The organism is Micromonospora eburnea (genome assembly GCF_900090225.1).
GTDB classification, from domain to species: domain Bacteria; phylum Actinomycetota; class Actinomycetes; order Mycobacteriales; family Micromonosporaceae; genus Micromonospora; species Micromonospora eburnea.
The window spans coordinates 4,419,948-4,443,695 of record NZ_FMHY01000002.1 but is presented as its reverse complement, the minus strand read 5'-3'; the positions used below and the strand labels follow the sequence as shown (position 1 = coordinate 4,443,695).

Here is a 23,748-nt window from a genome sequence, read left to right as displayed (position 1 = left end):
ATGGGTGGTCTTCGATTCCTTCCCTGGGTGCGCGACGGCGTCGCCCGGTTGATCTCGGACCCGGTACCGCAGGCCGGGGCGGCGCCCGCGCTCGTCGGGACGGCACCGCCAGCCGGCGGACCGGCCGGGACCGGTGGGCGGCGACCCGCCCGGGCCGGGGTGACGCTCTCGGTCAGCGTCGAGGGCAGCTACTCCGACGGATCGGCGGAGCCGGTCCGCATCGACGGCGACACCACCGCCTACCTGTACGGCCCCGGAGACGTCACCGCCCTGGACGCCCGGCAGGTCATCCGCAGCTACCCGGCGGCCGGGGCGGAGAACGTCGACGTGACCGCCTTCGCCGCGGTCGAGTTCGACCGTCCCGACCTGCCCTGGCTCCACACCCCGGCCCGACCCGACCCGCTCGGCCGGCTGGAACCCTGGCTGGTGCTGGTCGTGGTCCCGGTCGGCCCGACCGGGCGGCTGGAGAAGCCGATCGGCGGGGCGCTGCCCCGACTGGCGACCACCGTCGAGGAACTGCCCGACCTGACCGAGTCGTGGGCCTGGGCGCACGCCCAGGTGCTGCTCGCCACGGCGGAGGAGGACGTGGCGAGCACCCTCGTCGATCATCCCGAGCGGACCCTGTCCCGGCTGATCTGCCCGCGCCGGCTCGCGCCGGGGACCGAGTACCTGGCCGCGGTCGTACCGGCCTTCGACGCCGGGGTGCGGGCCGGTCTGGGGCTGCCAGCCGACGCCGCCGAGGTCGGTCCGGCCTGGGGCGGCCCGGAGACGGCCCCGCAGGACCCGGTGCTGCTGCCGGTCTACCACCACTGGACGTTCCGGACCGGGCCGGACGGCGACTTCGAGTCGCTGGTCCGGCGGCTGCGGGCCCGGGCGCTCCCGGCCGACGTCGGCCGCCGGCAGGTGGACGTCTCCGCCGCCGGCGGCGGGCTGCCGGAGATCACCCCGGCCGGGGTGCCGGGCCGGTCGGTGCTCGCCTTCGAGGGAGCGCTCGCCTCGCCCTCGATGACCCCCGACGCCTGGGCGCCCGAGGTCGCCGAGCCCTGGCAGGCCCGCATGGCCGAGCTGCTGGAACACGTCGAGGACTGGTTCACCCCGCCGTTGTACGGCGAGATCCACCTCCAGGAGGGGCGGGTGCCGCCCCCCGGGGGCGAGCCGGTCTGGCTGGCCGGGCTGAACCTGGACCCCCGGTACCGGGCCGCGGCCGGGCTCGGTACCCAGGTGGTGCAGAAGTACCAGGAGGAACTGGCCACCGCCGCCTGGGAGCGCGCGGCCCAGCTGCGGGAGGTGAACGAGCAGCTGCGGCGCGGGCGGGCCGCCCGGGACACCGCGACGGCCCTGTACGCCAAGCGGGTCGACCCCGGGACGCCGGGAGGCGCGCTGGGCAACGACCAACTGGTGACGTTGACCCGGCCGGTGCACGATCTGGTCGCCGCGCCGCCACCCTCGCTGGCGGCCGGCCCGGTCGCCGCCACCGCCGAGTCGCTGGACGACCTGCTCGTCGGCAACGAGGGCGCGCGGGCGGCCACCAGCGCCCCGTACCGCCGGCTGGTTCGGCCCCGGGGCCCGTTGGCCCGGCGGGCCCGCCCCGAGGCCGGTCGGTCTACGCTCGCCGCCGCCGGCCGGGAGAGTGCCCTGTCCCGGCTCGCCCGCGGAGCGACCGCGGTACCGCCGGCCAGGATCCCCACCGGCGGCACCCTCATCGACGACGTGCTCGGCGAGGGGATCGAGACGGTCACCCCGGAACTGGTCCGCCAGGCCGCGGCGGATCCCTGGTGGCGCGGCGGCGGCCGGACCGGGATGGCCGCTGCCCGGGCAGCCCTGGCCGGCGGCACGGACACCACCATCGCCAGCAACGGCGGCGACCCGCTCGGCGAGGACCGCTACTTCGTCGCCACCCACGACGGCCGGCTCTTCGAACACCGTCGGCTCGACGGCACCTGGGTGTGGCGGGACCACGGCACCCCACCCGGCACCACGGTGACCACCTCCGGCGCCGTGGCTCCCCCCGACCGGATCTACGTCGGCACCCGGGCCCGTCGGCTCTTCGAACGCCGGTGGGACGGCGACCGCTGGATCTGGACCGACTGCGGCGGCCCACCCGGCGGTACGGCGAGCCGGCCCACCGCCAGCGGCAGGAACGTCTTCCAGCTCGGCGCGGACGGGCAGCTGCACCACTTCGACCCGGTCGCCCGGACCTGGACCCCGCTCGGCCGCCCCGACCTCGCTCCCGGCGAGCGGCTGTGGGGTTCCCCGCGTCCGGTGCCGGGCGGCGTCTACGTCGCCACCTCCACCGGCCGGCTCTTCGGCTACCACGGAACCTGGAGCATCCGGGTCTCCAGCCCGGTGGTCTGGGGCTCACCGGCCAGCCTCCACCAGGACCCCTACGGGGACGAGCGGCTGGCGTACCTGACGCCGGACGGGCAGCTGGGCACCGTGCGGCTCAGCGACGGCAACCTTCGTGCCCACGGCCGGGTCCGGTTCACGGGTCCGCCGCTGCGGGAAATGCGGATCGTCTCGCTGGCCCAACGCACGACCACCAGTGGCATCGGCGAGGAGCCGGAGATCCTGGTGCTCGCCCATCCCGACGGCCAGCCGTCGGAGTTGCAGGTGTACGGGCGCACCAGCGTCCCCGACGACCGCCAGTCGGGGCTCATTAACTGGCTCTGGACCGAAGGTATCGGCCGGCCGGACAGCGGCATCGCCCCGCACCGGCCCGGCCCGGTGCTCGGGAACGAGCGGGACGGCGAGTTGTTCGTCCGCACCGCGGCCGGTGGGATGGCCGCCTACCAGTGGGGGGACCGGGGCCACGGCTGGCTCGACTTCGGCCCGCCCGCCGACCCGCGCGGCGCCGGCCCGGTCGACGCCCCGGCCCCGGCCCCGCCGCCGGCGGAGAACCCATATCCGCCCCGGGTCGGGCTGCTGTCGTCGCTGCTGGTGGCGTACCAGGTGGACGACGGGACGGACAGTGTGGTCCGTACCCAGTCGGTGCACCATCTCGACGAGCACGGCGCGCTGCGGGAGAACGTGCTCACCCCGGCCGCGGCCGGACCGCGTACCGGCACGCCGGCGCAGGGTGTCGCGGTGACGCTCGGCACGCCGGCTGCCACCGTCCCGCCCAGGCTGTTCGCGGTCGCGGTGCTGCCCGGACCGGACGCCAACAGCCGGCGCCTGGCCTACTGGGTCGGCACCGGGCTCACCCCGGACGGCGCCGCGACCGCCTGGACCGGACCGTACGCACTGCCCGACCCGATCAGCCGGTACGCCGGCCCGGTCGCCGCCACGGTCGTCGACCTGGACGGCGACAAGGTCGCCGAACTCGTCGTCGCGTACGCCGTCAACGACCCGGCCGGCACCAGCCGGGTCTACTACCGGGTCGGCTGGGGGCTGGACCCGTCCGGCCGGGTCACCCGGGGCTGGAGCGACTCGCTGCCCGCCCCGTACGCCTTCCAGACCGTCCGGTCGGTCGGGGTCCAGGTGGTGGACATGACCGGCGACCTCACGCCGGACCTGTTTCTGTTCGCCACCGGGCGGGACATCGCCGGCCAGCCGCTGGCCCGGTACGGCACCGGGCGCGGCATCAACCGCCGGGGTCGGGTCGCCGACGGCGCCTGGACCGTCCTGCGGGCGGTCGACAACGAGGCGACGGTGGCCGCCGCCCCCGCCGCCGGTGCCGCCGTCGCGGACCTGACCGGCACCCGCCAGCCCGACGTCGTGGTGTCGTACCGCGCCGCGGCCGGCACCCTGGCCACCCAGGTCGGCTTCGACCTGGACGCCACCGGCGTGCCGGTACGGTGGAGCCCACCGCAGCTCACCCCCGGGCTGGCCGACCCGGGCACCGGGCGCGGATGCACCCTGTTCCTCGGCGACCTCCGCCCCGACCTGGTCGCCGACCGGGCCACCATGGGCGACCAGTTCATCCTCGCCGCCGACGCCCACCAGGGCTGGCTGGTCCCGGTCCAGGCCCTCGCCCGCGACGAGGAGCCGGAGCGGATCCCGCTCGACGCCGCCGCGTACGCGGCCCGGTCCCTGATCCGCCCGGAGACCGCCGTCCCCGACGAGGTGCTGGCCGAGGTGAGCGTCGACGGCCGGTCCCTGGTGGACGTTCTGCCGGACAGCGGTGACCCGCTGCGTCCCCTGCTCGCCGGAATCACCTTCGACGTGCCCGCGTACGAACTGCTGCGTGGGCTGTCGCAGGAGCACATCGCGCCGAACCTGCCGGCGGTGGCGCCGGAGACGATGACCGCGCTCGCCGCCAACCCCCGCTTCATCGAGGCGTTCCTGGTCGGACTCAACCACGAGATGAGCCGGGAGATGCTCTGGCGCGGCTTCCCGGCCGACCCCCGGCAGACCTGGTTCCGGCAGTTCTGGGACGTCCGGGGCGCGCGGTCGGCCGGTGACCCGCTCACCGACATTCCGCCACTGACCGACGACGCCTGGCGCAACGGTCCGCTCGGCACCCACCTGACCGCCGTCGGCGCCCCCGGGGAACAGTCGCTGGTGCTGGTCATCCGGGGCGAGGTGCTGCGCCGCTTCCCCTCGACGGTCGTCACCATGCGCCGGGCCGCCTGGGTCGGGACGCGGCGGGAACCGGTCGGGGTGGACCTGCCACCGATCTTCAACGCCTGGCTCTCCCCGGACCTGCTGCTGTTCGGTTTCCCGTTCACCGCCGACGAGGCGCGCGGCGAACCCGACCCCGGCGGCGACCCCGGCTACTTCTTCCTGCTCCGGGAACAGCCCACCGCGGCCCGGTTCGGCCTGGACCTGGCACCGGAGGAGTGGCCGCCACCCGTTCCGCCGGACCCGCTCGAACGCTGGGACGACCTGCACTGGGGTCACCTGCCGGACGGCGCGGTGTTCCTTTCTCCGGCGGCACCCGGACTGCCCACCGACGCGATCGACGGCGCGGTGTTCGGCCGTACCGCCGCCGACATGGCCCGGGTGGTGCTCCAGAAACCCGTCCTGCTCGCCCGGCACGCCAGCGACCTGCTACCGACCCCGGAGAACCCGTCATGACCAGCACCCGCACCGCGCGCCGTACCGTCGGCCCAGAGCGGGCCACCGAACCCGTACGCCTGTCGAGCGCGTTCACCGAGACGCCGTGGAGCCTCTCCACCTGGTACCCGGTGGCGTTGCTACCGGTCCGGCTGGAGAGCAGGTTCAGCGGTGCCACACTGCGGATCCGGGTCTTCCCGGACCAGATCCACGTGGACAGCCACGAGCCGGGACTGACCGAGGCGGAGGAGGCGGCCGGCCGGGCGTACTGGGCGGACCTGGCCGGCGGCGGCCCGACCGCGACCGATCCGGCCTGGACGGAGCTGGTCCGCCTGTTCGGCGCGGCCCGGGCCGGCTGGATCGCCCGGGTGATGGAGCCGGACGCCGACGGTGACCCCCTGGACCCGCTGTCCCGGCCGGCGCCGTGGACCGAGCCGGCCCGGGCCCGGCTGCTGCCCAGCCGCTGGTACGCGGTCGGCCGGACCGTCGACGGTGTCCTCTTCACCGGCGTGTCGCAGCCGGTCACCCGGGACCCCGCGGTCAGCCTGACCCCGGTGCTGCCCGGGGAGCCGGAGAGCGTCGTACCGGCCGACGTCCCGCCGGGGCTGCCCCCGGTCGACGCCGGGATGCGCTGGCTGGTCGACTACGAGGCGGCGGTGTCCGCCGGGATGGCGTTCCCGGTCGAGGTGCCCACCGATGCCGGCGGGCGACCCCGGCCGGTGGAGCGCCTGCTGGTCTTCGGGGTGGACGACGCGACCGGCCCGGACGACGCCGCGTGGGCCCTGCACCGGCTGCTGGAGGCGCACGCCGCCACCGACGGGTTGGGTTTCCTGCCGCCCGGCACCCCGACCAACCACACCGAGACGGTGACCGTGCCCGGCCACGCCACGGTCGCCCCGGTCACCGCCGCCGACGAGGTGCCCGGCGGGGTCGACCCGGCGAACGAGAGCGCGGCGGCACTCGTCAGCCGGGCGCTCGCGGTGCCGCTCCTGTCCGACGACCTCGACGACGACCTGAGCAGCGCCCGCCGCCGGACGCCCCGGTCGGGCGCCCCGACCGCGCTCGCCCGCGCCGCCCACGCCGGCCTCGACGAACGCCCGGTGGAGCGGTTGGTCCGCCAGGTGCTGTGGCACCCCGGCCTCGGCAACACCCTGCGCCACCTGCTCCCGGTCGCCACCCCGGCCGAGCAGGAGCAGATCCGCGAGCACTTCGTCGCGCACGTCCACCCCGAGGGGCCGCTGCCCACCCTGCGGATCGGCTCGCAGCCGTACGGGCTGCTGCCGGTCGCGGCCCTGCGCGGCTGGCAGACGGCCGACCCGGGGGAGCGGCGGGCGGTCACCGTGCTGGAGAACCTCTGGCGGCGGGCCTGGCTCGCCGGACCGGCGCCCCGGATCCGTCCGGGCCTCGCCGATCCGGAGCAGACCCTGCTGGAGATCCTGGCCGCCGACGCCCGGGCCGTCGAAGTCCGGGCCCGCAGCGTCCTCGGCAACGAGTACGTGAGCTGGCTGTGGCGGTTCCTCCGGCTCGACCTCGACGCGAGCTGGCAGGAGCAGGTGGTGGAGCCCGGCCGGGCCCTGCTGTCCGCGCTCGGACTGGCCGGCGAGACCGACCCACGGCTCGCGCTCGCGGTGTTCGCCAGGAAGTCCTTCGCGCTCGGCACCCCGCTGCTGGACGGGCCGGAGGCCGTGGACCCGGCCCGGGTGCGGGCCTACCTCGACGCGCTCGCCGCGGTGCCGCTGCGCGGCGACCGGATCCCGGACCGGTCGGCACCGGACCGGCCGGTGCCGCTGCTCTACCGGCTCCTGCGGGCCGCCCTGATCGCCGAGCATTCGGCCGCCGCCGGCCGGCTCGCCACGCTGGCCGGGCTGCCCGGCGCCGCGGAGATCCCCGAACCCGAGCTGGTCGACGTCCGGGCCCGCGAGCGTACCGCCACCCTGGCCCGGCGGTTGGCGATCACCGTGCCCGGCAGCGGCGGGCTGGACGTGGGTGACTACCTCGCAGGCAGCGCGCCCGACGACGACCGGCACCGGCAGGCCACCGCCGAACTGACCGCATTCCGGTCCGCGCTGACCCGGCTGGCCGACGCGCTCGTCCCGCCGCCGCCCGACCCCACCGAGCCGCAGGCGCCACCGAAGCCCCTCGACCCGGCCGACCTGGAACGGTACGTCGCGGGCACACTCGGCCTGACCGCCCACCGGCTGGACGCCTGGATCACCTCGCTGGCCACGATCCGGCTGGACCGGCTGGCCGCCAGCCGCCCCGCCGACCTGCCGGCCGGGCTGCACGTCGGCGCGTACGGCTGGGTCACCGACCTGGTTCCGGCGCCGCCGCCGGTGCTGGTCGACCGCCCGGCGCACGTGCCGGCCAGCGAGGCCGGGCCGAAACTGCTGGCGGCCCCCGCCGACGCCGGACACGTACACGCCCCGTCGCAGCCACAGGCGGTCACCGCCGCGGTACTGCGTAGCGCCTGGCGGTCACACGGCGGGGGAGCCGACAACCCGGTCGCGGTGGACCTCTCCTCCCGCCGGGTCCGGACGGCCGAGCAGATCCTCGCCGGCCTCCGCGACGGCCAGCCCCTCGGCGCGCTGCTCGGCTACCGCTTCGAGCGTGGCCTGCACGACCACCCCCGGGGCGCCCTCGACCAGTACGTCCCGTTGTTCCGGGACCTGGCGCCGGTCCGGGCGCACCGGGTCGACCCGTCGCCGGACGGGCGGTCGATCACGATCGCCTCGACCACCGAGTCCACCGCCGTCACCGACGGGCTCGAACTGCACCGGCTGCACCGGGCCGGCGCGCTCGACGCGAAGCTGGCCACCCTGCCCGGTGCCGCCTCAGAAGCCCTCGGCGACCTGCTGGCCGGGCTGGCCGACGACGTCGACGCGGTCGGCGACGCGCTGCTGGCCGAGGGCGTGCACCAGCTCGCGGCCGGCGATCTCAACCGGGCCGCCGCGGCGCTGGACGCCGCTGCCGGTGCCGCCGGCCACCCGCCCGAGCTGCACTTCAGCCGTACGCCGGACGGTGGCGGGGTGACGGTGACCCACCGGGTCGCCCTGCTGTTCCACCTCGACGACCGGTTCGGCGCACGACGGGTGGACTGGCCGGCCGGCCGGTCCGAGCAGCCCCGGATCATCGGGGCGGCGGTCGACGCGCTGGTCGCGGCGCTGCTGCCGTCCGCCAACCGGGTCTACTGGCGGATGCGTTGGCACGCGCCGGACGGCGCCGAGGTGACGCCGTACGTCGCGGCGACCCTGGACTACCTGGGCATGGCGGCGGTGGACCACGTCGCCGCCCCGCCGCATCCCGGCGCGCCGGCCGGCACCGATCTGGACCGGCGGATCGAACTGGTCGCCTGGACCCGGTTCGCCCCGCGACAGGTGACCCCGCAGTGGCGGCTGGAGCTGAACTACGAGCCGACCGGTGGCTCACCGAGCCGATCGGTGAGCCTGAGCGAGTTCCTGACCGCCGTCGCGGCCCTGCGGGACCTGTTCGGCCGCAGCCGCCAACTGCTCGCCGCCGACCTCGGCGCGGAACCGGACGTCCCGCCGCAGTTCGACACCGAGACCCGGCACGCGGCCGACGAGCTGTGGCAGCTCGCCCGGGCCACCGCCACCGCACTGCGGGAACTCGACCCGCCGTCGGCTCCGGCGGACGACGACGCGGCGGTGCGGCGCCTGCTTCGCACCGCCGCCGGGTTCGGCGTGGTCGGGGTCGAGCCCCCACCGCCGGGGCCGGCGTCGGCGGCGGTCGTCGCCGAGGCGGTCCGGTACGCCGGGGACGAGCTGACCCGCCGGATCGCCGCGCACTGCGCGGTGGTGGCCGGGCCCCGTGGCCGTACCCCCTGCCCGCCCGGCGTTTGCGGCTGCGTGCCGGCGACCGACTTCGACGACCCGACCGCACCCCCGCAGGCGCGGCGCGACCTCCAGGTCGCCCGGATCCGGGCGCTGCTCGGCGCCGATGCGCCGGTGCTCTCGCTCAGCCGGGCGCCTGATCCGGTCACCCTGGCCGCCGCACTCGCCGCCAGCGCCGACCTCCAGGGCGGTACGCCGCACGCGGTACGCCGGTGGCTCACCCGGTACGGACGGGTCCGCCCGGCGGTCGGCCGGCTCCAGGAGGTGCTGGCCTTCGCCGAGGTGCTCGACGCCGGTGGCGCGGTGCGCGTCCCGGCCCGGGTCCAGGTGGCGCAACTGCCGTACCAGGACGGCGACCGGTGGGTCGGCGAGACCGCGCCCCGGCCGGACACCCGGCCGATCTCGCTGGTCCTGGCCACCCTCGGCGACCTCGACCCGCACCGGCCCGTGTACGGCCTGCTGGTCGACGAGTGGACCGAGGTGGTGCCAGCCGCCACCGCGCTGACCGGCCTCACCTTCGAGTACGACGCGCCGGCCGCCGCCGCCCCGCAGGCGGTGCTGCTCGGGGTCAGCTCCGACGGTGCCCCGACCTGGCAGCCGGCGGCGCTGGTCCAGACCCTCGAAGAGGCCCTGGACCTGGCGATCGCCCGGGTCACCGACGTCGACTCGCTCGGTGCCGGCGGGCAGTTCCTTCCGGCGCTCTATCTCCCGGTCAACGTCGCCCAGCCGGGCGCCACGACCGACTTCGCCCCCGACGCGGCGACCCTACCCACCGCCGGCCGCACCACGCCGACTCCCGAGGAGCAGAGATGACGGACGGCACGCCGTCGGTGACCAGCTGGACCAGGCTGGAGCCGCGGACCCGGCGCGCGGACCTGAGCCCGGCGCTGCAGGCGCGTACCGCGGATCCACTGTGGCTGCTGGGCCGGCAGTGGCAGCTCGGCGAGTTCCTCGGTGAGGACGCGGGCTCGCCGGTGGCGGCCCGGGTACAGGCCGAGGTGCTTCCACTCACCCGGTACCGGGCCGGCGGGCGGACCGGAGACGCCATTCCGCTGCCCGGCCAGGTGCCGCTGGAGGCGTACGTCGAGCGGGAGAGCGCCCGCACCGCCGACGACCTGCGGTTCTCGGTGGAGACCGGGCAGCAGTTCCTGCGCCTGCTGGCCGAGGTCGGCGCCGGATCGCTGGCTCCGGTGGTGGCCGCGAGCTACCCGGTTCCGGCCGTGCCCGCCGACGCGCCGTCCCGGCTCGACCCCGAGACCGCGGGCTACCTGCGGCTGATGGCGGGCCGGGTGCCGCACGGCGACCGACTCCTGCGGGCGATCGCCGACGGGACGTTCGCCGAGGTTGTGCCGGAGGCCCTGGCCGGCGCGGTCCGGACCGCGATCGCCGGTTGGCTGGGCTGGCTCGGCGTGTCCGAGCGGCCCGCCGGCCCGCCCGGCGGCTACCTGCTGCAACTGCCGGCGGTGATCTCCCCGGGGGTCGACCCCCGGCCGGCGACCCCGCCCTGGCCGCCGAGCGACTTCTATCCGCTGGTCAGCGTGGCGGGGACCGAGGGCTCCGCCTGGCAGCGGGAACGGCTGGAGTACGAGTTCGCCGTCGGCGCCGCCGGACCGGACGGGGAACTGGTGCTCGCCGCCCGGGAGTACGACGGCGACCGACTGGACTGGTACCACTTCGACCACCGGCCCGACGAGACCCTCCAGACCCCGCCCTCGGACCGCCCCGACCTGGTCCGGGTGACGCTGCCGATGCCGGTCACCTATGCCGGCATGCCGTCGACCCGGTTCTGGGAGCTGGAGGACTCGCGGATCAACCTGGCCCAGGTCGGGGCGGGCGCCGCCGACCTGGGCCGGATGTTCCTCCTGGAATTCGGCCTGGTCTACGCCAACGACCACTTCGTCGTGCCGCTGGAACTGCCGGTCGGCTCGGCCACCCGGATCCGGTCGCTGATCGTCACCGACACCTTCGGCACCCAGACACTGGTGCCGGCCGCGCCCGACACCCGGGGCTGGGCGCTGTTCCGGCCCTGGAACCCGGTGGCGGGCGAACCGTCTGAGGTGCTGGTGTTGCCCCCGACCGCGGCGACCACCGTCGACTCCGACCCGGTGGAGGAGGTCCGGTTCGGCCGGGACGAGATGGCGAACCTGGTCTGGGCGATCGAACGTACCGTCACCGGGGCCACCGGCCGGCCGATCGACCGGACCGCCCAGGTCGCCCGGGTGGCCGTACCGCCACGTCCGGCGCCCACCGGGGCGGACGTGCCGGAGCTGGCGTACACGCTGGCCAGCACCGTGCCGGAGAACTGGGTGCCGCTGGTGCCCACCGCCGGGGACGGTGACCCCACCCGGGTACGGCTGCGCCGGGTCCCGATCCAGGTCGCCTCCGAGCAGGGCCCGCCGGTGCCGGCGACCGGGCACAGCCAGGTGCTCGACTGGCGCCCCGGACCGGACGGCACCGGCCTGGTGGAACTCGCCATCCCCGAGGAGGAGGTCGGCCGGGCCGGCCTGCGCGTGGTACGCCGCTGGCAGCTCGCCCGCTGGTCGGACGGTTCGGTGCACCTGTGGCTGGGCCGGTCCCGGCACGCCACCGGCGGCGATGTCTCCAGCGGCCTGCGTTACGACGCCGTACAGCCCCGATGAGAGCCGTCGCCCGGTCGACCCGGGCGGCGGCGTACCGCCGGAGGCCGACACCGGTCCCGGCCTCGACCGACTTCGGGCCCGCCGGCCCGCTCGTCCCCGACACCCCGATCCGTTCGGAGATGCAATGACGATCAACTGGAAGCTGAACCTGCCGCTGCCCATGGCGCGCCCCCGGTACTACGACCACCAGTACCTGCGCGCGGCCGACCTGGCCCAGGCGGTCGACTACCTGCTGTCCCGGCAGAATCTCGCCGCCCGCCTGCTGCAACCGGTGGGCGTGGTCAGCGGGCTGGAACTGGCCGCCACCGGCAGCGACGTCACCGTCCGGGAGGGGGTGGCGATCGACGCCGACGGCACGGTCATCGTGCTTCCGTCCGACCTGCGGGTGAGCCTGCCCGGCGATGGCGCGTTCCAGGTCGTGCTGAGCTACTTCCAGCAGCTCACCGACCGACGTGACGAGGGCGGCGTGGCCGGCGACACCCGGTGGACCGAGCGGGGCGTGGTGACGGTCTCGACCACCGCCCCCGCCGACCCCGGCCGGCAGATCGTGCTGGGCACGGTCGCCCGCCGGCAGGGCGTGGTGACGGTGGAGGAGACCGGCCGGCGGGCCGCCGGGCTGCGGGTGCCGGCGGGGGCGATCGTGCCCACCATGGGCGACACCCCGCAGTCCGGCATCCAGTTCCCGGTCGGGGCCAGCGGCGACGAGGCGTTCATCCGCTACTCCATCGTCGACGGCGAGAACACCGTGCTGCGGATCGCCAACCACAACGACCCGGATGACGCGATCGCGTTCGCCCAGGCCGGGGCGGACCGGCTCCGGATCAGCCACGGCATGCTGCACATGGGCAGCCTGCACGGGGCGCCGGTGCAGGCCGACAAGGTGCTCGCCGCGCTCGGCTTCTTCGGGCCCGGGGTGCAGCACGCGCAGTTCTCGTTCCGCCCCGGCCGGGGCTTCGAACTGGTCGACCGCAGCGCCGACTGGCCGAGCCTGGACTATGCCCTGCACAGCAAGCCGTACGCCGACCTGCAGGTGCGGGAGCTGCGGGCGACCAGCGTCAGCGGGCGGGGCGGGCTCAACCTGCACACCGACGGCCAGGCGGCGCTCCGGGCCGCCAGCGGGCTGATCCTGGTCCGGGAGAGCGGCGCCAGCGGCGACCTGGTCGTGGGCGGCGCCACCACACTCAACGGCGACGTGCGTCTGGGCGGCGGGGACCGGACGGTCGACTCCCCGGGCCGGATGACCCTGCGGGGGCAGCGAATAACCCTGGCCGGACCGGAGGGCGTGAGCGTCGTCTCCGAGGGCAACACCGGCGGGGACGCGGGCGCGTTGCGGGTGGAGAAGCGCGCCTGGGTCGGCGGCAACGCGGAGATCGTCGGCAACCTCGGCGTAACGATGGCACCCGGCTGGATCCCGCCCGGTAGCGGCGGCGGCATCGCCACCTGGGACCTCTTCGCGGCCGGTGCCGTCTACGTCGGGCCGGTCCGAGGTCCACACAAGATCATCCTGAACGGCACGAGCGGCACGATCTACGCCTCCGGCGGGAAGTCCTTCCTGATCGACCACCCCCTCGATGATCCGGCCGCCGCCGACCGGCGGATGCTCGTGCACGCCGCGCTGGAGGGGCCCGAGCAGGGGGTCTACTACCGGGGCGAGGGGCGGCTGGTCGACGGCGTCGCCACGGTCGAGCTACCCGACTACTTCGAGGCGCTGACCCGGCTGGAGGACCGGACGGTCCAGCTCACCCCGATCCTGGAGGGCGACGAACCGGTGTCGCCGTTGGCCGCCTCCCGGGTCACCGCCGGTGAGTTCCGGGTCCGCACCGTGGACGGGACCAGGACGTCGCACGGGTTCTACTGGCAGGTCACCGCGATCCGGGCGGACATCGATCCGTTGCAGCCGGAGGTGCTCGCCGCCTCGCTGTTCTCCGGCTTGCTGGCCGCTGCCGCCGCCGAGCGGGCGGCGATGCCCACCGTCCCGCCCGCCGTCGAGGTCCCGTCTCCCACCGCCGCGCCGGAATCCGCCAGCCAGCCGAAGGAGGAGAGATGAACAGCCCCGCCGTGGAACCCGACCTCGACCGGGTTCCCGAGGACGACGACCCGGAGAGCCGGATCGGCGAGCCGGTCGAGTACGACCTCTTCGGGCACGAGGAGGAGCAGGCCGCCGACGGGCCGGGGTCGAAGTCCGCCGCGCTGGCGGCCTACCACCTGGCACCGGTGTTGAAGGCGCTCCGGGACGAGGTCGACCGGCGCTGGCCGCACCGGGACCGGGCATCCGACGGCTGGATCGGGGACGCCGCGCACCAGGCGACCCGGTCGGACCACAACCCGGACGCCGACAACCGGTCGGTCAACGCCCTCGACATCGACATCGACGGTGTCGACCCGATGCTGGTCGTCCGCAAGTGCATCGCCCACCCGTCCACCCAGTACGTCATCTTCGACCGGACGGTCTGGAGCCGGACCCGCACGTTCGCGGCGGCCCGGTACACCGGCAGCAACCCGCACGACAAGCACCTGCACGTCAGCGTCAGTCACGACCGGGCACTGGAGTCCAGCACCGTGGGCTGGGGCATCGCCGAGGCCCCGGTGCCCAGACTCGGCGACCGGACCCTGCGCCGGGGCGGTAAGGGCGGCGACGTACGCGAGTTGCAGACCCTCGCCAACCGGCTCGGCGCGAAGCTGACCGTGGACGGCGACTTCGGCCCCAGGACGGAGGCCTGGGTACGCGACTTCCAGCAGGCGCGGGGGCTCACCGTCGACGGCGTCGTCGGCCCGAAGACGCTCGCCGCGCTGCGCGAGGCGACCACCCGACCGGCGCCCGCACCGGAACCGGCGCGGCGGGAGCCCGGATCGCGTACCCTGCGGGCCGCGACGAGCGGCGAGGACGTGGCGTTCGTGCAGCGGTTCATCGGCGAGCGGCGGTGTGGCCGGGTGACCGGGCGGTTCGAGGCCAAGACCGAGGCCGGGGTGCGCTGGTACCAGCGGATGCGGGGGATCGCGGTGGACGGGATCGTCGGCCGGCAGACCTGGCGGGAGATGGGGGTGCGGGTGACCTACTGACGCCGGTTGAGCGACGGCAGGTCGCCGGCTACCCCAGCAGCTGCGGTTGATCGTGACCGGGCCGGGCGGGCCGCCCGGCCCGACGCGCCGACGTGGTGGTCGGCTGCCAGCGACGGCTGGCTGCGCCATACGGCCGCCACCGGCCGCCGACTGTCGGGTGACCGGCTCAGGCGGATGGCAACAGGTCGATCAGGAACTCCTGCTCTGGCGCTTTCGTGCAGTCCTCCTGCACCGCGGTCGCGCCCGCTGTGGCGGTGTCGTCGAGCAGACCGATGCACCGCCCGGTGTGCGCGGACCGCAGGCGGTAACGGTCGGTCGGTGCCCGGCCGAGCCGCTCGAACCGGAACAGCTGCTGGTACCGGACCTCACTGCATTCGTTCTGCGGCTCGAGCAGGTTCTCGGCGACGCCGTCGGTCAGCAGCGTGAGACAGCCGGTGCCCTCCGTGGGGCTGAGCCACTTGATGAACACCAGTTCGGCGCCGACCGGTTCCAGGAATGTCCGAGGGGGCACGGCCTGGCAGGGCCGCAGGGCGGCGACCGCGTTCGGGTAGCGGCCCCGCTCGTCGCGCCCTTCGCTGAGGCACAGCTCAGGGGAGTGCGCCGCACGGATCTGGACGAAACTACCGGCATCGCCGATGGGCGGACCCAGCCCAGACGTCGCGGCGTCCGCAGCCGGCGTCCGCGTGGTCGCCGTCCGGTCCTCATCGATGGACAGCGCGTACCCGCCGACACCCAGTCCGACCAGGACAAGGCCCGTGACAAGCGCCAGCAGCGCCGGTCTACGGGACCGGCGGGCACGCGACGGGCCAGGCTCGGGAGGCGCCGACGAGAGGGCAGGTTCAGGCTCTGTCGGCTCCACCGCCACGCTCTGGGCGCCCGCCTGTGGGCTGCTCTCGTCCAGCATCGCGATGCGCTTGCGTGCGGCGAGCCACCGGTCCACCTCGGCGTCGCCGAGCCCGCAGGCCCTGACCAGCATCTCGACAAGTTGTTCGCGGGGCAATGTGGGACGACCCAGGGCGGTGGCGATCGTACTGCTCGGAAGCACCGCGCCGTCCGCCGCCGCCTTGCGCTCCAGCTCGCGGTAGGCCAGCCCGGACCACAACCGCAACCGGCGTAGCGCCGCCACCAGCTCCGCGGCGTCCTGTGCCTCCTCCGGCCGGGGAGGTCCTGCCATGGGATCAACTCGTTCCACGGGTGCGCCTGCGACCACGGAGCCAGCATGCCTCATCCAGGACGGCCATGGAGGCCCGTAACATCTGGCCGCGCTCGCTCGTCACGGGCAGGGCGCCCCCGCGCAGACGTCGACGATGCTGCCGGTGAGCAGGAACCTTGCCTTCTGCTCCTGTGCCCCGGGCTGCGCGCGCGGGAACTCGTGCGGATCGTCGCCGTACTGCGCCCCGACCGGCGGGAGGTTCGCCGGCGGTGGCGCGGCGGCGGCACCGCTGTTCCAGATCACGATCGCCGAGCCGGTGTACGGGTACGCCGGGATCGGCGTGATGCCCCAGTACGGCTTGACGTCGAGCGACCAACCGTCGGCGAGCGCCGGGGTGTGCAGGCGGGCACCGATGGTGCGTGCCTCGACCTCGGCCGCGGCCGGCGAGACCTGGTGGTCGCCGAAGGCCACGTGCATCAGCACCTGATGCGCCGGGGTGCCCGGCAGGGGGTCGTCGGTCATGTGCTGGGCGTACCCGTTGGCCTCGGACCGGTCCCACAGCATCTGCAGCAGCGCGAAGATCAGCTGCTGGTCGACCTTGTCCGGGTAGGACTGGTCCATGATGTTCTGAAACGGCGTGAAGTCGACGCTGCGTTGCAGCAGCGTCGAGTAGTTCATCGCCGGCACGCCGAGCACCGACCGGGTCCAGTCCTGAGCGATAGCGGTCAGGGCGCCACCGTTGATGCCGCCCTGGCTGTTGCCGTCGTAGTGCAGCCCACCCGGCCCGTCGATCAGCGGCTGCCCGTTGGCGTCCTCGAACGCCGGGTGGGCCGCGAAACCGTCCGGGTGGATCATCGCCCGGCCCAGGAAGAGGAAGTTCAGGAAGCTCTGCTGCAGTCGGTCCGCCACCGCGGGGAAGGCGCTGAGGTCGGTGAAGGCGCCGGCCACGTACGGGACGTCGGCGTTGGCCATGCCGATCCAGCTGGTAGCGCAGAAGGTGAAGTCGTGGACGGCCGACATGGTCTTGACGTTGCCGGCGTTGATCTCGGTCGGCTGGCCGAGCAGGCCGTGGCCGTAGAGCGAGAGGTGCGCCGGGGCGGCGGCCGAGGCGCTGCGCGGGATGTTGCAGACGAAGTCGGCCCGTACCGTGGCGCCCGACGGCGTGGGCAGGGCATCCGGCGTGTGCGCCTTACCGTCGCCGTCGGCCGGCCCGTAGTGCAGTCGCGACCCGGGCCCGCCGCTGCCGGTCAGATAGGACGGTACGTCGATGGTGCCGCTCACCTGGCGGGCGATCCGCGGATCCTGCTCCGGCGGGTAGTTCACGACCTGGGTGACGGTGAACGATGGCGCGGCCGCGCCGAGGGCGGCGAACGCGCCGTCGCGGATCGCCAGCATCCGTCCGGTCAAGCCCTGCCGGCTCGCCACCGTGAAGTCCCAGGCCAGGTAGAGGTCGTGCCGCTTGACGCCGGCGGTGGTCAGGTTGGCGAGGATCCGCTTGATCTGCGGGGCGCGGCGGTCCCCGGGGTTGGCGCCGGCGCCGGTGACGTACGCCCGGAACGCGGCCGGTGCCGGGATCAGCGCGCCGTTCCGGTCCCGCAGGCCGCGCAGCCCCACGACGTATCGGGTGCCTTCGGTCAGCGCGACCGCCGGCCGGATGATCAGCAGCCGCCGGTCGGGCTGAGCCGCGGCGTGCGCGTCCAGCTCCGCCCAGTACGGCGTGCGCTCGCCGGTGGCGGTGTTGAGCAGCACGATCGGCGCGTCCGGGGCCAGCGAGCGGCCGATGTCGGTGACCGGCGCGATGCCGGTGGCGGCGGCGTCGAGCCCGGCCACGTGTACCAGGATCGGCGTGCCGGGGCTGTATCCGTCCTGCCGGTTCCATTCCGTCGGGTCGATCGGGACGCCGCGGACGTTGGCCGGCATCGAGGTGGCCGGGAGCTGCACCCGCCGGCCGGTGTGGCTGGTCGGGTCGGGCACGGTGAAGTAGTCGTTCGGGAAGGGCAGCAGGCACGCCGTCGGGTCGATCGGGTCGCAGGCACCGTGTGTGGCCAACTGCGGCGGCACCGCGGGCGGCCCTGCTGCGGCGGCTGTGCCGAGTGGGAGGACAGCCGCGGCCACCAGCACGGATACGGCGGAACGAAATCGCCTGGGGGTGGTCACCACGCATCTCCTTCGACGGTGGACGGGCGCCGGCGGTAGCGGGACGGGCCCGGGGGCGGCGCGTGTCCTTCCTACGCCCGTGAATGGGTCCCGGCAATAGTCCGACCAGCTTGATCGGCTGGCCCCGGTCCGGTCGCCGTCCTCCCGAACCCCGGTGACGTCGAGGGACATCTGCCACCCGACGTGGTCAGCGACCGCCGTGTCCTCCAACCGGCGCTGTTCGTCAACCCGGCCCAGGACGCGAACGCCCTGGGCCGGAGCAGTGCCGCGGCTGCGGTCGTGCCGATCAGACGAAGTTCACGTCGCTGCACCACATGTAGGTCTGGTCCTGGTGCGATGCCTGCCAGATGACAAAGAGAATGTGGTGTCCGGTGTATCCGGAGGTCGAAATGTTGAACGTGATGTTCTGTGCCGGCGCGTAGCGCCCGGTCTGCGTGATGAAGTCGAGGTTCCCCCAACCGAGGCTCTGGGTGGTCGGGTTGAACCCGTTCTTGCTGACGTAGACCCGGAAGAAGTCAGCACCATGGCTGGCCTGATCGTACAGTTGGATCGAGAAGTTGCGGCTGACGTTGCTCGTCTTCCATGCGCCGGGCCGGTTCAGGCTGTCGTTCCTCGAGAGGGCGTTGCTGCACAACTGCCCGTCGGGGGTACGGGCCTGGAATTGCCCGCCGAGGCCGTCCCGCAGCGCGCTCATCCAGTTCCACATGGTGTCGGCGTTGGCCTGGAACGCCTGCCAGCACATGGGGTCCTGTTGCTGCATGGCCGGGTCCATGTGGTTGTTTCCCCAGGTCTGCCAGCACTTGTAGGCGCGGGTCGGCGGGCTGACGATGGTGCCGTGGGCCTGGGCCACGCCGCTCCAGGGCAGGATGCCGACCAGCATGGTGAGCAGCAGGACGAGCGCTCGAGCGGGCTGGCGGACGGCTGATCGGGATCGCCGGGCAGATTGATCGAGCTTCGGTGAACGCACGGTGCATCCTCCATTCCTCGTTACTGGTGATCGCCGTGGGAGCGCTTCCATCAGTATTGCATTTACAGACGTACATATCAATAATCGTCTATTACTTGATCTGGGTCGAGTCGACCGGAGCCGCCGTCAGGTGCGGTTTGCCGCCTATCGATCAGCGCGCCGACCGCGTATGGATGATCTATGGGCTCGGCGGGGATGGGTGCTCCGGGACGCCGCCGGCCGGGAGCGAGCGGCGACCTCGTCGGCTAACTGACAGTGGTCAGCTGTGCGACTGTTGGTCACCCCCCGTGTTCACTACCGTCGCCGCGGATCCATTCGGTTGATGGGCGGTCAGGTCGGGTGCCGACGCGCCGCCGAGAGGTGGGGGGATGAGGAATCGTTGGTTCCGGGGGCAGCGACACGCGCGGCGGACCGGCTGTGCCGGGGTGGTGGCGGCGGTGCTGGTAGCGCCGGCCGTGACCATGGTGGCGATACCGGCGTCACCGGCGCGGGCGGCGGGGTGCGACACACTCGGGTTCACCGCGGGCCCGGTGACGGCGGCGGCAGGGCAGCCACGGGATATCGAGGTGGCCGACAGCAACCACAACGGCTTTGACGACCTGCTCATCGCCGACGCGTCCGGGGATGGAAACGTACGGCAGCTCATCGCGAGCGGCACTGGCGGCTTCTGGCCCGGCCTCGGTCCGGACTCGCCGCCCGAGGTGTATCCGACGTCCGGATCACCGAACGCCATCGCGGTCGGGTTCTTCAACGACGACACGGAGCCGGACTTCGCCGCTGCGACTACCGACGGTGTCAGTCTCTGGTTCGGCGCCGCCGGCGGCGAGGTGAGCTACGGGCCCGGCGGGCTGCTCCTCGACGGCCGGAACGTGCCGGACGTCGCCGTGATCGACGCCAACCGCGACCTGCGGTCGGACATCGCTGCTCTCGATCCGGCGGCCGACGAGCTGAAGATCTTCCGTAACCTCAACAGCGCGGGCTCGTTCGACGACCGTCTCCTGATCAGCCACCCGCGCCTGTTCGCCGCGCCCAAGTATCTGGCGGCGGGCGACCTGACCGGCAACGGCGTGCCCGACTACGTGGTCAGCAGCTTCAACGAGAAGTCCGTCACCGTGTTTCGCAACAACCTCGGCTCGGCGACCCGGCTGAACGGCCTGGGCGAGGCGTGGAGGCCGGCGCTGGCCGACTTCGACCTCGACGGGAACCTCGACGTCGCGGTGGCTTTCCCCAACGATGACAAGGTGCGGCTGTGGCGCGGCTCGCACGACCCGCAGGACCGGACCGCATCGGCAGGCTTCGGGAACCTCCTCACCGAGCTCTCTCCGCTGGACCTCGCCCCGCTGACGCCCGATCGCGAGGTGCCCCACGACGTCGACGTCGCGGACCTCAACGTGGACGGCAAGCCGGACCTGGTCGTCGTCGGCGCCGGCTCGCACGCGGTGTACGTCTACCCGGGCAACGGCGACGGCACCTTCAGTGCGCCGCTGACCCTCACCGCCGGGAGCCGGCCGGTGCAGGCGGCGGTCGGTCGCTTCGACAACAACCAGTCGCTGGACATCGTGGTCGCCGACGAGGTCGACGGCACGGTGCGTACCTACCTCAACGGCTGCACCGCGCCCGAACCGAACCTCACCGTCAAGGGCATGGAGGTCACGCAGGTCATCCAGGACCTGGCGAACTCCGTCGACCTGATCGCCGACCGGCGCACGATCGTGCGCGCCTACGTCGGCACGTCGGTCGCCAGTCCCGCGGTCACCGCCACCCTCCAGGCCTTCCGGCCCGACGGCACCCCGGTCGGAGTGCCGGTGCGCCCGTCGAACCCCGGCGGTGCGCTCGTCCCCGAGCCCAACCTGCGCCGAAACCAGCTTGACGGTGGCTTCTTCTTCGAACTGCCCCTGGAGTGGACGAGCGCGGGGGACCTCACCCTGCGGCTGGAGGTCAACCCGGACCACCGGGTCCCCGAGCCCGGATACGCCGACAACGTCCGTACGGAGACCGTCCATTTCAACGGATCGAACCCGGTGAAGGTCGAGCTGGTGAAGTTCGGCTACAAGAGGAACGGCCAGTGGGTGCTTCCACCCGACTCGCGGCTGGACCAGGTGGAGTCGCTGCTGCGCCGGACGCTGCCGGCATCGCGGATCGTCGTCAACCGGTCCGAGCACCGCGACGACTACCCGTACTTCTGGATCGGCGAGGACGGCACCTGGTACCCGCGGGGCAACGACGCCAGCTCGGTCCTGGAGCGGTACAGCCAGAACACCGCCGGGACACGCCGGCCCGGGGTCATCTACGTCGTGCTGGTGGACCGTCGGATGATGGGCGGTCTCGCGGAGGACATTCCGGGCTGGGTGGCGGTGTCCGGGCAGGACGTGGACACGGCGTCGCACGAGGTGGGGCACCTCCTCGGCCGCTATCACGTCCAGTGCACACCCGACCCCAACGACGAGGCGACCCCGAGTCCCCCCTGGTTCCCGTACCCCGGAGGCTCCATCGGCGGCCCCGACCCGACCGCTCCGTCCTTCGCCGGGTTCGACCAGGGCGACGCATCGCTCGGCCTGCCGCAGCGGGTGGTCTGGGCCCCCGACGGTGACCCGGTCGTGGGTGACACCATGAGCTACTGCCACGACCGGTGGCCGTCCGACGCCACCTACGAGGCGTGGCGGGCGCGCATCCAGAGCGCGTTCCCCGCCGCCGACCCCACCGGTGACTTCCTCGCACTTTCCGGCACCATCGATCCGGCGGCGGAGACGGCCACCCTGACCGGGCAGCGGATCCCGCAGTGCGCGTACCTGCCCACCCGCCAACCTGGTCCGTACGCGTTCCGGCTGCTCGACGCCGACGGCGCCACCCTCGCGGAGTACGCGTTCACGCCCCGGCCCGCCGGGGAGGCGACGCTGGGACTCGGCTTCGGGGAGATCGTCGACTTCGCGCCCGGCACCCGGCGGGTGGCGTTGATCGACACCGCGACGGGGGACCAGCTCGCCTCCCTCGCGGTGAGCGCCGGCCGACCGACGGCCTCCCTCGCCGGAGACCCGCTGCCCGAGACCCTGCCCGCCAGCGGCCCGGTGCCCGTGTCGTGGACGGCATCCGATCCCGACGGCGACCCGGTGACCGCCAGCCTGCTCTACAGCGGCGATGACGGCCAGAACTGGACCGTCGTCGCGTCGGGCCTGTCCGGCGGTTCGTACACCGTGGACGCCTCGGTGCTGCCCGGAACGGGCGGCGCCGCGACCGGCCGGCTGCGGGTCCGGGTCACCGACGGGGTGAACACCGCCGACGCCACAAGCGGGGCGCTGACGGTGGGCGGCAAGACGCCCACCGTCCGAATCACCGCCCCGCTACGCGGCGCCGCCTTCGCCCAGGGGCAGACGGTGACGCTGGCCGCAACCACAGGCGACCTCGAGCAGGGCACCCTGAGCGACAACGAGGTCAGTTGGTCATCGAACATCGACGGCGACCTCGGGACCGGCAGCGTCATCTCACCCGGGCAGCTGTCCGCCGGCACCCACACGATCACCGTCACCGCCACCGACCGCGACGGAGCGCATGCCACGGCGCAGACCCTCGTCACGGTGGGCCGAACGATCCCCGCAGGCTCCCCACCGGTCGCCGACGCGGGCCCGGACCAGACGGCCGCCGAGGGAGACACGGTCACCCTCGACGCCTCGGGCACCGCCGACCCGGACGGCGACCTGGTGACCCTCTCCTGGTCGGTCGTCAGGCAACCGGCGAGTCATCTGTTCGGAGCGGCGGTGCGGCTGGACGGGCCGGCCGAACGGCCGTCGTTCCAGGCGCTGGAGAGCGGCACCTACCGCTTCCGCCTCACCGCGACCGACGCCCGCCACGGCACAACCAGCGATGACGTCACGGTCACCGTGGGCAACAAGGCGCCCTCGGTGACGATCACCGCCCCGGCGGAGAACGCCCTGCTGCCCGTCGGACCAGCCACCGTGCGGACCTCGTTCACCGACCCCGGCGTGCTCGACACACATACCTGCACCGTCGAATGGGACATCGACCAGCCGATACCCGCCGTGTCGGGCACGGTCGCGGAACAGGCGGGCACCGGCACGTGTACGGCGAGCCGGATCCTCGAGGTCGGCGTCTACTCGGTGCGGGTCACCGTGACCGACGACGAGGGCGCCGCCAGTCAGGCCACGCGGCAGATCGTCGTGTACGACCCGACGGCGGGGTTCGTCACCGGAGGCGGATGGATCACCTCACCGGCGGGCGCCTACCCCGCCGGGCCAACGGCGACCGGCAAGGCGACGTTCGGGTTCGTGTCCCGATACAAGAAGGGGGACTCGATACCGTCGGGCGAGACCGACTTCCGACTCGCCGTCGGCGGCCTCCACTTCAGCGGTACGGCCTACCGGTGGCTGGTCGTCACGGGGGCCAGGGCGCAATACCGAGGCGAGGGCACCGTCAACGGCAAGGCCGGATACGCCTTCCTCGTGACTGTCGGTGACGGCCGGGCACCGGGCGGCGGGGGCATCGACCGCTTCCGTATCAAGGTCTGGGAGACGGCCACCGGCAACGTCGTCTACGACAATGTGCCCGGGGCGCCAGACGATATCGACAGCGCGAACCCCCAGGCCATCAGCCAGGGCAGCGTCGTCATCCACAGGTAACACGGCCCGGGTGGGCCGCGGCGCCGAGGTCGGCGTCGCGGCCCACCCGATTTCACGTACCCGGGGCATGAGGGTGTGGGAGAGCTCGGCCACCTCCAGCCCACTCGCCCAGGCGCCGGCGCATCCGCCACAGCAGCCCCTGGAACTGCGGGAACCGCGGTACGAACCGTGCCGAGAGAGGGTCCGTGCGCCCGGCGCTCCACAGGCACCGGTGGGTGCTGCCCGCTGTCCGGACCGGCTGCGGTATGCCCAGCACTACCTCTGTTCGGGCGTCTGGTGGTAGTGCTCCGAGCCTGCG

General features: G+C 73.8%; 9 protein-coding genes. 6 read left to right on the top strand and 3 right to left on the bottom strand.

Annotation, left to right across the window (positions count from 1 at the left end):
• The 5 genes from GA0070604_RS19645 to GA0070604_RS19625 all read left to right on the top strand — a co-directional run bounded on the left by GA0070604_RS19645 (window position 1) and on the right by GA0070604_RS19625 (window position 14,542).
• Entirely contained in the window at window positions 1-5,016 is a 5,016-nt protein-coding gene (locus GA0070604_RS19645; protein ID WP_141721346.1) for a PQQ-binding-like beta-propeller repeat protein, read from the top strand.
• Window positions 5,013-9,656 (top strand): hypothetical protein, encoded by a 4,644-nt coding sequence (locus GA0070604_RS19640; protein ID WP_091120343.1) that lies wholly within the window; start codon window positions 5,013-5,015, stop codon window positions 9,654-9,656. Before GA0070604_RS19645 ends, GA0070604_RS19640 begins: the two co-directional genes overlap by 4 nt.
• Window positions 9,653-11,482 (top strand): hypothetical protein, encoded by a 1,830-nt coding sequence (locus GA0070604_RS19635; protein ID WP_091120340.1) that lies wholly within the window; start codon window positions 9,653-9,655, stop codon window positions 11,480-11,482. Before GA0070604_RS19640 ends, GA0070604_RS19635 begins: the two co-directional genes overlap by 4 nt.
• A 124-nt stretch (window positions 11,483-11,606) precedes the next feature.
• Complete coding sequence (locus tag GA0070604_RS19630; RefSeq protein WP_091120337.1) at window positions 11,607-13,529, top strand: DUF4097 family beta strand repeat-containing protein; 1,923 nt, start codon at window positions 11,607-11,609, stop codon at window positions 13,527-13,529.
• Window positions 13,526-14,542, top strand: coding sequence for a peptidoglycan-binding domain-containing protein (locus tag GA0070604_RS19625; protein ID WP_091120334.1), 1,017 nt, complete (start codon window positions 13,526-13,528; stop codon window positions 14,540-14,542). The genes GA0070604_RS19630 and GA0070604_RS19625 overlap by 4 nt, the downstream gene beginning before the upstream one ends.
• A gap of 166 nt (window positions 14,543-14,708) precedes the next feature.
• Here GA0070604_RS19625 and GA0070604_RS19620 read toward each other — a convergent pair whose 3' ends face one another.
• From GA0070604_RS19620 to GA0070604_RS19610, 3 genes are all read right to left on the bottom strand, one after another.
• Window positions 14,709-15,716 carry an XRE family transcriptional regulator gene (locus GA0070604_RS19620; protein ID WP_091120329.1) on the bottom strand — a complete coding sequence of 336 codons (1,008 nt, stop codon included), beginning with the start codon at window positions 15,714-15,716 and terminating at the stop codon, window positions 14,709-14,711.
• A 99-nt stretch (window positions 15,717-15,815) separates the two neighbouring features.
• The gene (locus tag GA0070604_RS19615; protein WP_091120325.1) at window positions 15,816-17,852 is read right to left on the bottom strand and encodes a hypothetical protein; all 2,037 of its coding nucleotides are present in this window, start codon (window positions 17,850-17,852) and stop codon (window positions 15,816-15,818) included.
• A 286-nt stretch (window positions 17,853-18,138) separates the two neighbouring features.
• Window positions 18,139-18,819, bottom strand: a complete 681-nt coding sequence (locus tag GA0070604_RS19610) for a lytic polysaccharide monooxygenase auxiliary activity family 9 protein (RefSeq protein WP_208602122.1) — start codon at window positions 18,817-18,819, stop codon at window positions 18,139-18,141.
• A gap of 368 nt (window positions 18,820-19,187) precedes the next feature.
• Between GA0070604_RS19610 and GA0070604_RS19605 the strand changes: the two genes are divergently transcribed.
• Complete coding sequence (locus tag GA0070604_RS19605; RefSeq protein WP_091120322.1) at window positions 19,188-23,450, top strand: FG-GAP repeat domain-containing protein; 4,263 nt, start codon at window positions 19,188-19,190, stop codon at window positions 23,448-23,450.
• Window positions 23,451-23,748 lie beyond the last annotated feature (298 nt).

Bases quoted from the DNA above. Each gene is read 5' to 3' on its own strand.
- GA0070604_RS19645 (WP_141721346.1), top strand. From the start codon at position 1: ATGGGTGGTCTTCGATTCCTTCCCTGGGTGCGCGACGGCGTCGCCCGG.
- GA0070604_RS19640 (WP_091120343.1), top strand. From the start codon at position 5,013: ATGACCAGCACCCGCACCGCGCGCCGTACCGTCGGCCCAGAGCGGGCC.
- GA0070604_RS19635 (WP_091120340.1), top strand. From the start codon at position 9,653: ATGACGGACGGCACGCCGTCGGTGACCAGCTGGACCAGGCTGGAGCCG.
- GA0070604_RS19630 (WP_091120337.1), top strand. From the start codon at position 11,607: ATGACGATCAACTGGAAGCTGAACCTGCCGCTGCCCATGGCGCGCCCC.
- GA0070604_RS19625 (WP_091120334.1), top strand. From the start codon at position 13,526: ATGAACAGCCCCGCCGTGGAACCCGACCTCGACCGGGTTCCCGAGGAC.
- GA0070604_RS19620 (WP_091120329.1), bottom strand. From the start codon at position 15,716: ATGGCAGGACCTCCCCGGCCGGAGGAGGCACAGGACGCCGCGGAGCTG.
- GA0070604_RS19605 (WP_091120322.1), top strand. From the start codon at position 19,188: ATGAGGAATCGTTGGTTCCGGGGGCAGCGACACGCGCGGCGGACCGGC.